The sequence below is a fragment of the Cedecea neteri genome, from assembly GCF_000758305.1.
Taxonomy (GTDB): domain Bacteria; phylum Pseudomonadota; class Gammaproteobacteria; order Enterobacterales; family Enterobacteriaceae; genus Cedecea; species Cedecea neteri_C.
In genome coordinates this window covers 3,212,386-3,225,840 of sequence record NZ_CP009458.1, presented here as the reverse complement: position 1 = coordinate 3,225,840, position 13,455 = coordinate 3,212,386, and the positions used below count along the sequence as shown (strand labels likewise).

The window sequence follows — 13,455 nt, the reverse complement described above, 5'->3', positions numbered from 1 at the left end:
AACTAATCGACGATCTTTTCCAGATCCAGCAACTCTTCCAGCGTTAGCATGTTGCTTTGGGCTACTGCCAGCGCATCCTCCAGTCCTTTATTGTAGAGCACGGGTGCCATTTTTTTCACCAGCTCATCCAGGAAGAATTCAGCTTCAAACTGCCCTATTTGCAGGTCGTGCTTGTCGTCCAGCCAGTCGGTGATGAAATCACTCAGTTGGCGGTACTCCTCTGCGGGAAGCTCAATCTTTTTCATTATGCCTCCACGTCCGGCACCACCAGCGATTCGCCGATGGCGTAGAACTGACCGCCGGCAATGTAGTGCAGGCTGCGGTATTCCGGCGGGGACGATTCAAACGACCAGTGGCCGTTCTGGAACACACGGTCGTCAGCCCAGGCAGCAATAATTTCACCGATAAACAGATCGTGGGCCTGATGATTATGCGGCTCGGGGATAAGTTTGCACACCATCCAGGCCGTGCAGCCTGCGACCAGCGGCACGCTGTAGCCAGGAGCGCGGAACAATTCCACGCCGGATTGCTCAAGCTTGTCGGGCATCTCTTTCAGGCTGTGAGTACCCAGAAAATGGGTCATTTTGAGCTGAGCGGCGCAGGGCACCTGAATGACAAAGGTGCCGCTGTTTTCGATAAGCGTGCGGGTGGCGGTGATTTTATCCAGCACAACCATCAGTTTGGACGGGGTAAAATCCAGCGCACAGGCCCAGGCGGCGGTCATCACGTCGTCCACACCATTGTGGTGGGCAGACACCAGCACGGTTGGACCGTGGTTGATCAGGCGATAAGACTTTTCTAACGGCACTTCAATGATATGTGGGTTCATACTTCACATCCGGTTTTCATCAGGTTGCCGTCAGTTTGCCTGAACAACTAGCGCATTACTTTTCCTTTTTGTGACGTAGCTGATGAGGCAGGCAAATCAGCACCAGGCCGACGAAAATCGCCGCCACGCCGAGAAGCTTGCCCGGACTGAACTCTTCGTTAAGCCACGGCAGGTTAATGGCAGCGAACCACACCAGCACATAGCTCAGGCTTAAAAGCGGATACGCTTTACTGAGCGGAATGCGCTTCAGCGCCATGTACCAGCAGCCCATGGAAAATGCATAGGCCGCCAGCCCGCCAATCAGCGCCAATAGCCCGTAGCCGCCGAACAGCACCGCCTTGATAAATTCAAGGCTCACTGCTGCGGGAGGAAACTGAATCATCGCCCATTTCATGCTGAGCTGTGCCCCGCTGACCAGCAGCACGCTCATTAACGCCCAGAGATACCCCATCAGGCGTGCCCTCCCAGCGCGATAATACCCAGAATGATTAGTATCACGCCCAGCCAGTGGTGCGCTGAAATCCGCTCTTTCCAGATCCAGCGCGCGGCAAGGGTGATAAAGATAAAGTTCAGGCTCAGCATGGGGTAAGCGATGCTCACCTCGACGTGCTGGAGCACCAGCAGCCAGACGAGCATCCCCAGCCCTAATAGCATCACGCTTAGCCCAAGCCACAGCATCAGGTGGCGGCGCCCCGCCCCCTGAGCCGCCTGCTTCTGGCACAGCTGCCCGCCGCAGCTAAGCAAACTGGCCAGAATAATCAGCGCAATATTCATGGCTGCGCGTCGTACTCAAACAGCACGAAGCGCCCGCTGTTGGCCCGGTGATCCGGCTCCGGCAGCTTCAGGTCATTGAGATCGGTGTTATTCGACACCAGCAGCATCAGCGACACTTTGCCCTGCTTGCGGTGTTCCGCCAGCCAGGATTCGAAGTCAGTGCCATTCACGTAGCGGTTAGACACATCCGGGTAATCAAGGCCGTAGCGCAGCTCGCCCGCCTGATTATAAAGATTGATATCGCTCCGCTTCAGCTCCCACGCCACCCCGGCGGCAATGCCAACGTTGTTGGTGAAGATGTAGCGACTGTCTTCCAGCTGCGGACGCATCTCATGGATGAATGCCTGCGGCTGCTTGGAATTTTCCACTTTCGATGGAATGACTACGCCCACCAGCAGCGCCAGACCCAGCGGACACAGCGCCGCCCAGTACCAGCGCTTCGCGGCCTGGCTCAGGGTCAAAAGACCGAACAGCCCCCAGACGGCAAAGGCCACGCACGCCAGCACCACTTTCAGCGTTTCATTGGCGGCATAGACCGGATGTCTTGCCAGGCCCCACGGCGCCAGGAAAAAGGCCACAGTAATCACGCAGACCGACCCAAACAGCAGGTTAATCCAGCCGTTGGCGCGTAAAACAGCTGAGCCGCTTTTCGCCAGTTCAACGGCGTGGCGCGCCATCAGGATCGCCAGCGGTGCAAAGCAAGGCAGAATGTAGGTCGGCAGTTTGCCTTTGGCGATGCTAAAGAACAGCAACGGCATCACAACCCAGCCCAGCAGGTAGAACGCACCGCCCTGCTCGCCCCGGCTTTTCCAGCCGCTCTTAAGCGCGCCCGGCAGCAGAGCAAGCCATGGCAGAGAACCTGCAATCAGGAACGGAATGTAGTACCAGAATGGAGCTTTGTGCTGCGCGTCTTTCTCGGCGAAGCGCTGAATATGCTCCACCCAGAAGAAATAGTGCCAGAAGTCAGGCTCGGCTTTGGCGATCGCAATCGCCCACGGCAGCGTAATCAGCACGGCACTCAACACCGCCAGCGGCCCAAACAGCAACACCTCTTTCCAACGTTTCTGCGCAATCACCCACGGCAGCACGCCAATCACCGGCACCGCCAGTGCCAGGAACCCTTTGGTCATCACGCCCATACCGCAGGCCAGACCCAGCAGCACGTAACCGCCGATTTTACCGCCGGTGGTTTGCGCGGTACTGGCCAGCCAGAAGCTGCACATCGCCGCCGTCAGCCACAGGGTGATCATCGGGTCGAGCACGGAATACGTGCCAATGCCGTAGACCAGCAGGCAGGTAAGGAAGATAACCCCAGACAGCACCGCGATGGTTTTATCGCGCCACAGACGGAACGCCAGCCAGGCAGTCAGCAGCGCACTCAGGGTCACTGAAAATACGGAACCAAAACGCACGGCAAAATTGTTATGACCGAAAATGAACTGGCTGATGTTGTTGATCCAGTACCCCGCCACCGGCTTTTCGAAATAGCGCAGGTCAAGGAAATGAGGAACGATCCAGTTGCCAGACAGCAGCATTTCGCGGCTGATTTCCGCATAGCGCGTTTCATCCGGCTGCCACAGGTGACGAAACTCCAAGGGTACAAGGTAAAGCAAGGCAAAACAGACCAGAAGGGTCATTCCATATTTTGCAGATTTCATCGGTTCACGACTCTATAAGTTGTTGGCAACCCAGCCAGCCTTCGCGGCCTGGAATTGTCCCGCGCACAATTTTGCCTCTCGGCAGCGTGGATAAATCGTCCGGCAGAAGCTCGCTTAGCGGGCAGAACTGAACCCCCTCGGCTGCGGCCATCGCCAGCAATTCACTAAAGGAATCTCGCATCACCATCCCTTCAACTTCGGCATGGATGGTGTAAACCGGTGTGCCGCTGTCCTGGTGAATTTTATCCAGGATAAAGCGGTTAAAGTTCTCTTTACTAACTTCGGTCCCAATTACCTCGTCCCAGGTGGGTAGCGTCACGGGAATTTGCACCGCCGCTTCGCGACCGCCAGACAGCACAGGGATAAATGGCGTGGTACCACGGCAGTCGCTGTTGTACTGGAACGGGAAAGCGGCTTTCGCTTTCACCACGCGCTGGTCTGCTCGCCAGCCCGCTACCGCTGAGCAGCTAACAGGTTGACCCACAATTTTCTGCAGCGCATCCTGGCCGAGGCGAATCTGGTGTTCGAGCTTGTCCTGTTCCCAGACGCCTGCCCAGGCCTGCCAGGCATGGTGATCCCAGGCGTGGAGGCCCACCTCATGGTGGTCCGCCGCCGCCGCGATAACCTCTGCGTTGCCTGCGCCAATCACGCGTCCCGGCCACGCGGTACCCGCCAGCAGAATATCCCAGCCATACAGCGATGCTGCGTTGGAACGCAGCATCTTCCACAGGAATTTAGGCTTGATCAGGCGCCACAGGTGGCGCCCCATATTGTCCGGCCCAACGCTGAAGAAAAAGGTTGCCTGAGTCGAGTGTAAACTCAGCGTCTCCAGAAGGTTTGGCACCCCTTCACGGGTGCCTCGCCAGGTGTCGACATCAATACGCAGGCCGACTTTTCTCATGAAGCAGGGTCCGTCAGCTCAACGGTTTTCAGGAAGAAGTCCAGCGTTTCATCGATGGTTTTCTCCATGTGGACTTCAGGCGTCCAGTCCAGCAGGCGCTGGGCGTTGCGGATACTTGGCTTACGGTGCTCAACGTCCTGATAGCCTTTGCCGTAGTACGCGCTGCTTTCCACTTCGCGGAAACCGGCAAACGGAGGGAACTGGTTGCGCAGCGGATGACGCTCAAAGCTTTCCAGCAGCATTTCTGCCAGCTGTTTGATGCTTGCTTCGTTGTCCGGGTTACCGATGTTGATGATCTGGCCGTCGCAGTTATTGTTTTTGTTTTCAATAATGCGGAACAGCGCTTCGATACCGTCGCCGATGTCGGTGAAGCAGCGCTTCTGCTTGCCGCCGTCGATAAGCTTGATCGGGGAACCTTCTACCAGGTTGAGGATCAGCTGAGTAATTGCACGGGAGCTACCGATACGCGCGGCGTTCAGGTTGTCCAGACGAGGGCCCATCCAGTTAAACGGACGGAACAGCGTGAAGCGCAGCCCTTCTTTTTCGCCGTAAGCCCAGATAACACGGTCAAGCAGCTGCTTGGACACGGAGTAGATCCAGCGCTGTTTGTTGATTGGCCCAACGATCAGCGGGGAGTTATCTTCGTCAAACGACTTGTCGGTGCACATGCCGTAAACTTCGGAGGTGGACGGGAAGATAATGCGTTTTTTGTATTTCACGCAGTCGCGGATGATCTTCAGGTTCTCTTCGAAGTCGAGTTCGAACACGCGCAGCGGGTTACGGGTGTATTCGATTGGCGTCGCGATGGCTACCAGCGGCAGCACTACGTCACACTTCTTAATGTGGTATTCGATCCACTCGGAGTGAATGCTGATATCACCTTCGACAAAGTGGAAACGCTCGTTGCCGATGAAGCGAGAAATCGCGTCGGAACCGATGTCCAGGCCGAAGATTTCGAAGTTGTCATCACGCAGCAGGCGTTCAGTCAGGTGGTTACCGATGAAACCGTTCACGCCCAAGATAAGCACGCGGGTACGACGCTTGATAGCGGAAACCGGTTTGCTGCTCAGAATCGCGCCGCTGACCAGGCCCAGGGACTGCGCGAGCTGGGAGCCCTGCATGTACACACCGTTTTCAGCCTGGCCGGTGACCACTTCCAGAGCACCGGTACCACAAGCAATCACCAGCGGATTAACGGAGAGCACGGTCCCGGCTTTCGCGCCGTTGTTGCTTTCCAGCACGCGGCTTTTCCAGATAATGAATTTGCCGCCGCCCACGTAGCTGAACGCACCTGGCCACGGTTCGGAAACCGCACGTACCAGGTTGTTAGCTTCTGCTGCAGTGCCTTCCCAGTTGATCGCACCATCTTTAGGTGAACGGCCGCCGAAATAGGTCGCTTTGGATTCATCCTGAGCGGTCTGCGGGAAGTGACCGGTTTTGATTACCGGCAGGCTTTTCGCCAGCAGGGACTTCGCGGTTTCGCACAGTTTGTGGTGCAGAGTCAGGGCAGTATCTTCTGCGGCAATTGCCACGCGTTCCTGAGCAACGATGTCGCCCGCGTCCGCGCGTTTCACCATGCGATGCAGGGTAACGCCGGTTTCAGTTTCACCTTTCACCAGCACCCAGTTCAGCGGCGCACGACCACGGAATTTAGGCAGCAGAGAACCGTGGAGGTTAAATGCCCCGACGGAAGCACAGTCCAGAATCTCTTCGCTCAGCAGGTTGCGGTAGTAGAAGGAGAAAATCACTTCAGGCTGCGCGTCTTTAATGCGGTCAACCCACAGCGGGTGGTTCACATCTTCAGGAGCAAAAACCGGGATGCCGAATTCTGCCGCCGTGCGGGCCACAGAACCGAAGAAGTTATTCTCAGCGGCGTTATCCGGGTGAGTATAAATTGCTGCAATGTCATAGCCTGCTTCAACCAGGGCACGAACACCCACACAGCCCATATCGTGATAGGCGAAAACAACTGCTTTCATTATTGATTTTCCTCTGAAGATAAAGCGGTTTCACTGCTAACTACGCGTTGAATAAAGTAACGAGGGCGAGCACGCACGTCGTTATAGATACGGCCAATGTACTCACCCAGCAGCCCCATTCCGATGAACTGGGCACCAATAAAGGTGAACAGAACGGCGAAGAGCATAAACACCCCGTCCGCCGCCCACTGCGGGCCAAGAGCAAGACGTAACACCACCAGCAGCACCGCAAGCGCAAAGCCGGACAGTGCAATAATGCTGCCGACGACGCTGAGCAAACGCAGCGGCGTCGTGGTCAGACAGGTGATCAGGTCATACATCAGGTTGATCAGGCGCATGAAGCTGTACTTCGAGTCGCCAAACTGACGCTCGTCGTGGTGCACCGGGATCTCAATGGCCCGACGGGCAAAGGTGTTTGCCAGAATTGGAATAAAGGTGCTGCGTTCGTGGCAGTGCAGCATCGCGTCGATGATGTGACGGCGGTAGGCGCGCAGCATACAGCCGTAGTCGCCCATCGCTTTACCGGTGGTACGCTGGATCAGGTGGTTGATCATTTTTGACGCGCGTTTGCGGAACCAACTGTCCTGACGGTTCTGGCGCACGGTGCCCACCACGTCATAGCCTTCATCAGCCTTCTCAACCAGGCGCGGGATCTCTTCCGGCGGGTTTTGCAGGTCGGCATCCAGGGTGACAATAAGGTCGCCAGTGACGTGGCTAAAGCCCGCCATAATTGCCGAATGCTGGCCATAGTTGCGGTTCAACAATACCGCGACAATGTGGCTGTCCGGGGCTTCTGCCGCACGGGTCAGCATGGCGGCAGACTCGTCGCTGCTGCCATCATCAATGAGGAGAATTTCGTAATCACGGTTCAGCTTTTGACAAGCTTCAGTGGTACGACGCAGCAGTTCAGGCAGGCTGTCCTGTTCGTTGTACACCGGGATCACAACGGAAACTTTCTTGATCGGTTCCGGGGTCGTCATCTTAAAGTCCTGCTATTTCACGTAAAGCGGTAATGACGCGGGAAGTGTCATCGTCGGTCATGGTTGGGAACAGAGGAATGGAGCAAATGCGCTCGCTGTTCCAGTCGCTGTTCGGCAGTTGAAGCTGCGGATAGCGCTCGCGGTAATATTTCTGGGTGTGCGCCGCGCGGAAGTGCAGGCCGGTGCCGATGCCACGCTCTTTCAGCGCTTCCATCAGGCCGCTGCGGGAAATGCCGCAGGTGGCTTCATCCACGCGGATGATAAACAGATGCCAGGCATGACGGTGCTGCCAGGTCGGAGTGGCAAGCGGCAGGAATGGCGTGTCGGCCAGTTCCTTGAGATAGCGTTCGGCAATTTCCTGACGGCGGGTATTGATTTGCTCCAGCTTGCCCAGCTGCACCAGCGCAATAGCCGCGTTGATGTCCGCAAGGTTGTATTTGAACCCCGGAGAGATAACTTCAGCCTGCGGCGCGCGGCCATGCGTCTGACGGTCAAAGGCGTCTACGCCCAAACCGTGGAATTTCAGGCTACGAATGCGGTTGGCAAACTGATCGTCGTCGGTAACGATCAGGCCGCCTTCGGCGCAGGTCATGTTCTTGATGGCGTGGAATGAGAAGATAGCCGTCCCCTTGCCGCCAACGTGCTTGCCCTTATATTCGGTGCCGGCCGCATGAGCAGCATCTTCAATCACCGGAATACCGTGACGTTCGCCGATAGCACGGATAGCGTCGATGTCAGCAGGAGCACCCGCGTAATGCACCGGGATAATGGCTTTAGTTCGTGGGGTAATGGCCGCTTCAATGGCTTCTGGCGTGACCATCAGCGTGTCACGATCGACATCAATCATCACCGGTTCGGCGCCCAACAGCACAATCATATTGAGCGTGGAAACCCACGTCAGTGAAGGTGTAATCACCTCATCACCTGCCTGCAGCCCCAGTGCCATCAGGGTAACGTGCATCCCACCCGTTGCGGAACTTACCGCAATCGCGTGTTTGTTGCCGGTTAAGTCACAAAATGCCTTCTCAAGCGCCTGGTTTTTCGGCCCGGTGGTGATCCAGCCGGATTGCATGACTTCCGTTACCGCTGCAATTTCTTCCGCACCTAACGCCGGGCGTGAAAAAGGCAGAAAATCACTCATTACGTGGATTCCTTATTAAATCGCTAAACGCCAAAAGCTGACGGGATAATGAATCAGGCTAATTAAATAAAAGCACAACACTCAGGAAGTACGGCCTGTTTAGCTAAACAACTTATCAATGAAAAGAATTTAACAAAGAAATCTTAGAACAGTATTAAGAAAATGAGATATAACGAAAAATCGTGAAGTTAAGCATCACTGGCTGAAAAAATGGCTGACAAGGACAAAATTTGTCACCTGAATGTCACGCTTTAATCTTTTTTTTGTTTAATAGCGGAATAATTCCGTATGTGACAAATAATAATTAATCCCTTACCAGTGATTAAAAAAAAACCGCCTGCGATAGACGGTTTTAAATAATAAGCAGGGAAATTAACGCTTCGCTCTGCCCGGCAGCGTTTTCATCAAATCATCCGGGCTGATGGACGCGACCACGCTTCCCGGCAGCGGCATCTTCAGAATGTGGTTCTTCATTTTGCCGATGACGTGCATTTCGCAAGGTCGGCAGTCAAATTTCAGCGTCAACACCTCGTCGCCGTGCACCAGCTGCATCGGGGTCGCTTTCCAGCTCTTGATGTTCCCTTTCGCCTGTTTCGGGCAAAGGTTGAACGCAAAGCGCAGGCAGTGTTTGGTGATCATCACTGGCACTTCGCCCTTCTCTTCATGCGCTTCATAGGCAGCATCAATCAGCTGCACGCCGTAGCGGTGATAAAACTCACGAGCTTTATGGTTATAAACGTTCGCCAGGAAGCTTAAATGGCTGTCCGGGTAGACCGGCGGCGGCACGCTGACCGCTTTACGGGTTCCACGCTGGTAGTTTTGCAGGCGTGCTTCCGTCAGGGCCTCAATGGCATCACGGCGCAGCTGGTTAAGCTGGGCGTTTGGCACGAACAGCGCCTCTTCCAGCAAAATGTTCACTTTCCGCGCGGAGTACATGGTCTGGCCCAGTTTGGTCAGGCCGTCACGCAGGCTGTCGAAGGCTTTCTGCGGATTATTGGCGACATCAAACTGGCCGACCAGCGTTTGACTGACGCTGACGCCCTCTTCGCTGGTGGCTTTCATCACCAGTTGCTGCTGACTGCCGGTAAGTTCGATATCCACCGCCACGCGACGTTCACTGGAGGTTTTCAGCAGCGCCTGCTGCCAGTTGTGGTCGAGGTTCCGGTTCAGCGGGTGGTTAGGGCGCACCTTTTTCAGCGTTTCCGGCATTTCGTTTGGCCAAACGCGATACTGATTTTTCCCGGTTTTTTCTACGGTATTGGCGCGGAAACCGACAATTTCACGCTTGATCAGCACGTTCAGGCCGTCACCGTTAGTCAACGTGTCGGTGGTGGTGACGTCGAGGTGATCTTTGCTCACCTTCAGCACTTCACCCACCGGCAGACCAACGAATTTCGGCGAGTCAAACGCACCGATGTCTATTTTGCGCTCGTTCACGAAATAATCAGTGCTGCCGCGGTGGAACGTTTTATCCGGGGACGGAATAAAGTAGTGCGATGTTACGCCGGAAGATGCGCGGGTCAGATCGCTGCGCCCTTCCATCAGCTCGTCCAGCAGTTGGCGGTAGTACGCGGTGATGTTTTTCACGTAGCTCATGTCTTTGTAACGCCCTTCAATTTTGAAGGAGCGCACGCCCGCCTCGACCAGCGCCGCCAGGTTGGCGCTCTGATCGTTGTCTTTCATCGACAGCAGGTGTTTTTCATAGGCCACGACGCGGCCCTGGTCGTCTTTCAGCGTGTACGGCAGGCGGCAGGCCTGAGAGCAGTCGCCGCGGTTAGCGCTACGCCCGGTCTGGGCGTGGGAAATATTACACTGCCCGGAATAGGCCACGCACAGCGCGCCGTGAATAAAGAACTCAATCGTCGCATCAACATTCTGGTGAATAGCGGCAATTTGCTGCAGGTTCAGCTCGCGCGCCAGCACGATTTGCGAGAAACCCGCATCGGACAGAAACTTCGCTTTTTCGACGCTGCGAATGTCGCACTGGGTACTGGCGTGCAGCTCAATCGGCGGCAGGTCCATTTCCAGCACGCCCATATCCTGCACGATCAGCGCATCAACCCCGGCTTCGTACAGGTCGACGATCATCGAGCGCGCGGGCTCCAGTTCGTCATCATGCAGAATGGTGTTCAGGGTAACAAAAATCTTCGCCCCGTAGCGGTGGGCAAACGGCACCAGTTCGGCCAGGTCTTGCAGGCTGTTACCGGCGTTATGGCGAGCGCCAAAGCCAGGCCCACCGATGTAAACCGCATCCGCGCCATGGAGAATGGCTTCGCGGGCGATGGCGGTATCACGGGCAGGGCTGAGTAATTCAAGTTGATTTGCGTGCAGGCGCATAAAATTTGTCGTGTTCTGTAATGGCGAAAGGCGGCTATTGTAGTCACTTCCCCCGCGCAAAAATAGAGGGATTATGCCGTCGTCGCCGGATAGTGAATCAGCGAATGAAAATGCGTCTCATCGGTGCCTGAATTACGGTAAGCGTGGGGACGATCGCCGTGAAATTTTAAGCCTTCTCCGGCCTGCAACGTCTGCCATTCTCCGTCAACATTCATATCCAGCACGCCGCTTATCACCACCACATGCTCGATAACGCCGCTGTCGTGCGCCGACGACTCGCTGAGCGCGCCAGCGGCCAGATGAATAGAAAAGTGGTCAAACCGCAGGAGCGGATCGTAAGGAAAAATCGGCACCACCACCATTTCCCTGTGCTGCGGGTCAAAGACCGGGCGAACGGGCGCAGAACCGGCTTCAAGAAACACCGAAAACGGCACGTTAAAGCCGGTGGCAATTTTCCATAATGTGGCGACGGTCGGGCTGGATTCGTTGCGTTCGATCTGCCCGAGCATCGCTTTCGACACGCCGGTTTGTTCCGCCGCGAAGGTCAGGCTCCAGCCTCTGGCCTGACGTAGGCTTTTCAGAGTGTTCGCCAGATGTTGCGCTATGTCCATTCTCTCCTCCCGTTGAGGGCGCAGTATAGCGCCTTGTGCGCTATAACGCACGATGCTATATTCCCCGGACGTTATAACGCACAGCGAGTCAACCATGCGCCTTTATCTTCCGCCGTTTCCCGCCGTTCTGGCCGGTTTTGTTGCCGTCCTGGTCGGCTATGCCAGTTCCGCCGCCATTATCTGGCAGGCGGCAGATGCCGCAGGCGCTAACCCGCACCAAATCGCTGGCTGGCTGACGATGTTGGGTATCGCCATGGGGATCAGCACCCTGGGATTAACGCTGTGGTATCGCGCGCCTATCCTGACGGCCTGGTCAACGCCGGGCGCGGCGCTGCTGGCCACCAGCCTGCCAGGCTACAGCCTGAACGAGGCGGTAGGCATTTTTATTTTCGCTTCGCTGCTGATCCTGATTTGCGGCGTCACCGGACTGTTCGCCAGGCTGATGCGCCTGATCCCCCCTACGCTCTCCGCCGCCATGCTGGCCGGGGTTTTGCTGCGGTTTGGCCTCGACACCTTTACATCGTTACAGGGTCACTTTTTGCTGTGCATCAGTATGCTGGCCGGCTGGCTGCTGGCAAAAGTATTTGCGCCGCGCTATGCCGTGGTTGTCGCCATGCTGGTTGGCCTGTTGATTTGCTTTATCAGCGGCGAACTTCACGTCGGGAGCGTCCCGGTTGCTGTCGTTGTGCCTGAATTTATAGCCCCCTCGTTTAGTCTCGCCAGCCTGCTGGGCATCGGCGTGCCCTTCTTCCTGGTGACGATGGCCTCGCAAAATGCCCCCGGCGTCGCCACGCTGGCGGCCTCCGGCTACAACATCCCGGTTTCACCGCTGATTGTCGTCACGGCGTTAATCGCCCTGCTACTGGCACCGTTCGGGGTGTTTTCGGTTTGCATTGCCGCCATTACCGCCGCCATTTGCCAGAGCGCCGAAGCCCATCCGGACAAAGACAAACGCTGGCTTGCCGCCGCGGCTGCAGGGGTGTTTTATTTACTCGCAGGGGCGTTTGGCGGAGCGATTTCGACGCTGCTGACGGCGCTGCCGCTCGCCTGGATCCATACTCTTGCCGGACTTGCCCTGTTGGGCACCATTGCCGGAAGCCTGCACCAGGCATTGAACCACGAGCGCGACAGGGACGCCGCCATTGTGACGTTTTTGGTCACCGCATCCGGGGTCAATCTGCTGGGCGTCAGCTCTGCATTTTGGGGCGTGATCGCCGGGGGGATTTGCTACACCGCGCTTTTAAGGCTGAAGCGCGCGTAGCTGTGACGGCGTAGCGCCGAAGACGCTTTTAAAGCGGGTGCTGAAGTGGCTGGGCGAGCTAAACCCGCAGGCCATCGCGATCTCCGTCAGCGGCAGTTTCCCCTGACGCACCAGGGTTTCCGCCTTCGCCATTCTGCGCTGCATCACGTACTGGTGTGGCGCCAGGCCGGTGGACTGTTTAAACATACGTGCAAAGTGGTATTCGCTGAGATCCGCCAGCCGGGCAAGTTCGCCCAGAGTCAGCGCCTCGCTAAGGTTCTGTTCGATATACGCCTGTGTATTGCGCAGTACCGCAGGGGCCAGCCCGCCGCGCACCGTCGGCAGTTTCCACTGTACGCTACTGTAATGCTGCACCAGATGCGTCAACAGCAGCGTAGAAGCCGTGCTCAACGTCAGGTGATTCGCTCGCTGCTGCCAATCGCTGCTCAGCAGGAAGTGGCGATAAAGCTGGGTTATGCGCGGGTCGTCGGCAAAGGTTTTTTCATCAAGGTTGATGGCCGCCGGGCTGCGGTCCCAAATCTGCGCGGCAATCTCTTTCAGATGCTCGTCAGTGCAGTACAGGTGCACAAACGAGAAGTCATCCCGAACGTCCCAGGTTGATTCGCTGTCTTCCGGCATAATGCAGAAGCGATCCGGCCCGCCGCCGTTGCGCCAGCCTGACGCCGTCTTTTGGTACGTTTCGTACCCTTCGGTCACGTACAGACTCAGCGTGTGGTGATCGCAGCGCTGGGTAATGCAGTCATTTCCGTTGGACCAGGCGGCAAGTTGAATCCCTGAACCAAGCTGAACGCTGCCGTTCAGGCGGGCTTTGTGCTGCTGCAGGTTTTCAAAGGCGTGGTATGGCGCGGTCATAGCGGGAGTCGGCTTCTGGAACATAATGGCTAGTGTAAGGACTGCGCGCCGCCGTCGCCACTGCCGCCGTGAAAAAAAACCGCAAGAATATGCAAGTCGCTGGCCCGGATGAAAGCCGCAGAGTCGGAAAAA

At 56.5% G+C, this 13,455-nt stretch carries 13 protein-coding genes; 1 reads left to right on the top strand and 12 read right to left on the bottom strand.

Translation table 11 applies throughout. The features are described 5' to 3' along the window. Positions 1-2: 2 nt before the first annotated feature. The 11 genes from LH23_RS15180 to LH23_RS15130 form a co-directional block, all read right to left on the bottom strand. Positions 3-245, bottom strand: a complete 243-nt coding sequence (locus tag LH23_RS15180) for a DUF2164 domain-containing protein (protein ID WP_039292735.1) — start codon at positions 243-245, stop codon at positions 3-5. Then, on the bottom strand, positions 245-829 hold the full coding sequence (locus LH23_RS15175; protein WP_039292732.1) for a flavin reductase family protein: 585 nt from the start codon (positions 827-829) through the stop codon (positions 245-247). The genes LH23_RS15180 and LH23_RS15175 overlap by 1 nt, the downstream gene beginning before the upstream one ends. Before the next feature lie 55 nt (positions 830-884). After that, complete coding sequence (gene arnF, locus LH23_RS15170; RefSeq protein WP_039292729.1) at positions 885-1,280, bottom strand: 4-amino-4-deoxy-L-arabinose-phosphoundecaprenol flippase subunit ArnF; 396 nt, start codon at positions 1,278-1,280, stop codon at positions 885-887. Next, positions 1,280-1,603: a 4-amino-4-deoxy-L-arabinose-phosphoundecaprenol flippase subunit ArnE gene (arnE, locus tag LH23_RS15165; RefSeq protein WP_039292726.1), complete on the bottom strand. Its 324-nt coding sequence runs from the start codon at positions 1,601-1,603 to the stop codon at positions 1,280-1,282. Before arnE ends, arnF begins: the two co-directional genes overlap by 1 nt. Continuing rightward, the gene (arnT, locus tag LH23_RS15160) at positions 1,600-3,261 is read right to left on the bottom strand and encodes a lipid IV(A) 4-amino-4-deoxy-L-arabinosyltransferase (protein WP_039292724.1); all 1,662 of its coding nucleotides are present in this window, start codon (positions 3,259-3,261) and stop codon (positions 1,600-1,602) included. Before arnT ends, arnE begins: the two co-directional genes overlap by 4 nt. A 4-nt stretch (positions 3,262-3,265) precedes the next feature. Beyond that, a complete protein-coding gene (gene arnD / locus LH23_RS15155; RefSeq protein WP_039292721.1) occupies positions 3,266-4,162 on the bottom strand; it encodes a 4-deoxy-4-formamido-L-arabinose-phosphoundecaprenol deformylase in 897 nt (298 codons plus the stop codon). After that, positions 4,159-6,141, bottom strand: a complete 1,983-nt coding sequence (arnA, locus tag LH23_RS15150; protein WP_039292718.1) for a bifunctional UDP-4-amino-4-deoxy-L-arabinose formyltransferase/UDP-glucuronic acid oxidase ArnA — start codon at positions 6,139-6,141, stop codon at positions 4,159-4,161. The genes arnD and arnA overlap by 4 nt, the downstream gene beginning before the upstream one ends. Then, positions 6,141-7,121 carry an undecaprenyl-phosphate 4-deoxy-4-formamido-L-arabinose transferase gene (gene arnC, locus LH23_RS15145; RefSeq protein WP_039292715.1) on the bottom strand — a complete coding sequence of 327 codons (981 nt, stop codon included), beginning with the start codon at positions 7,119-7,121 and terminating at the stop codon, positions 6,141-6,143. The genes arnA and arnC overlap by 1 nt, the downstream gene beginning before the upstream one ends. 1 nt (position 7,122) lies before the next feature. Next, entirely contained in the window at positions 7,123-8,262 is a 1,140-nt protein-coding gene (arnB, locus tag LH23_RS15140) for a UDP-4-amino-4-deoxy-L-arabinose aminotransferase (protein ID WP_039292712.1), read from the bottom strand. Between the two features lie 372 nt (positions 8,263-8,634). Beyond that, positions 8,635-10,599 carry a peptidase U32 family protein gene (locus LH23_RS15135; protein WP_039292710.1) on the bottom strand — a complete coding sequence of 655 codons (1,965 nt, stop codon included), beginning with the start codon at positions 10,597-10,599 and terminating at the stop codon, positions 8,635-8,637. A 71-nt stretch (positions 10,600-10,670) separates the two neighbouring features. Then, the gene (locus LH23_RS15130) at positions 10,671-11,210 is read right to left on the bottom strand and encodes a helix-turn-helix domain-containing protein (RefSeq protein WP_039292707.1); all 540 of its coding nucleotides are present in this window, start codon (positions 11,208-11,210) and stop codon (positions 10,671-10,673) included. A 94-nt stretch (positions 11,211-11,304) separates the two neighbouring features. Between LH23_RS15130 and LH23_RS15125 the strand changes: the two genes are divergently transcribed. Continuing rightward, complete coding sequence (locus tag LH23_RS15125; RefSeq protein ID WP_039292702.1) at positions 11,305-12,471, top strand: benzoate/H(+) symporter BenE family transporter; 1,167 nt, start codon at positions 11,305-11,307, stop codon at positions 12,469-12,471. Here LH23_RS15125 and LH23_RS15120 read toward each other — a convergent pair. Beyond that, positions 12,451-13,323, bottom strand: coding sequence for a helix-turn-helix domain-containing protein (locus tag LH23_RS15120; protein ID WP_039292698.1), 873 nt, complete (start codon positions 13,321-13,323; stop codon positions 12,451-12,453). The genes LH23_RS15125 and LH23_RS15120 overlap by 21 nt on opposite strands. Positions 13,324-13,455 lie beyond the last annotated feature (132 nt).

What these genes read in the sequence shown, in the direction of transcription:
- arnD (WP_039292721.1), bottom strand. Translation starts at nt 4,162, where the DNA reads ATGAGAAAAGTCGGCCTGCGTATTGATGTCGACACCTGGCGAGGCACC.
- LH23_RS15135 (WP_039292710.1), bottom strand. Translation starts at nt 10,599, where the DNA reads ATGCGCCTGCACGCAAATCAACTTGAATTACTCAGCCCTGCCCGTGAT.
- arnT (WP_039292724.1), bottom strand. Translation starts at nt 3,261, where the DNA reads ATGAAATCTGCAAAATATGGAATGACCCTTCTGGTCTGTTTTGCCTTG.
- LH23_RS15175 (WP_039292732.1), bottom strand. Translation starts at nt 829, where the DNA reads ATGAACCCACATATCATTGAAGTGCCGTTAGAAAAGTCTTATCGCCTG.
- arnF (WP_039292729.1), bottom strand. Translation starts at nt 1,280, where the DNA reads ATGGGGTATCTCTGGGCGTTAATGAGCGTGCTGCTGGTCAGCGGGGCA.
- arnE (WP_039292726.1), bottom strand. Translation starts at nt 1,603, where the DNA reads ATGAATATTGCGCTGATTATTCTGGCCAGTTTGCTTAGCTGCGGCGGG.
- LH23_RS15180 (WP_039292735.1), bottom strand. Translation starts at nt 245, where the DNA reads ATGAAAAAGATTGAGCTTCCCGCAGAGGAGTACCGCCAACTGAGTGAT.
- LH23_RS15125 (WP_039292702.1), top strand. Translation starts at nt 11,305, where the DNA reads ATGCGCCTTTATCTTCCGCCGTTTCCCGCCGTTCTGGCCGGTTTTGTT.
- arnB (WP_039292712.1), bottom strand. Translation starts at nt 8,262, where the DNA reads ATGAGTGATTTTCTGCCTTTTTCACGCCCGGCGTTAGGTGCGGAAGAA.
- arnA (WP_039292718.1), bottom strand. Translation starts at nt 6,141, where the DNA reads ATGAAAGCAGTTGTTTTCGCCTATCACGATATGGGCTGTGTGGGTGTT.
- LH23_RS15120 (WP_039292698.1), bottom strand. Translation starts at nt 13,323, where the DNA reads ATGACCGCGCCATACCACGCCTTTGAAAACCTGCAGCAGCACAAAGCC.
- LH23_RS15130 (WP_039292707.1), bottom strand. Translation starts at nt 11,210, where the DNA reads ATGGACATAGCGCAACATCTGGCGAACACTCTGAAAAGCCTACGTCAG.
- arnC (WP_039292715.1), bottom strand. Translation starts at nt 7,121, where the DNA reads ATGACGACCCCGGAACCGATCAAGAAAGTTTCCGTTGTGATCCCGGTG.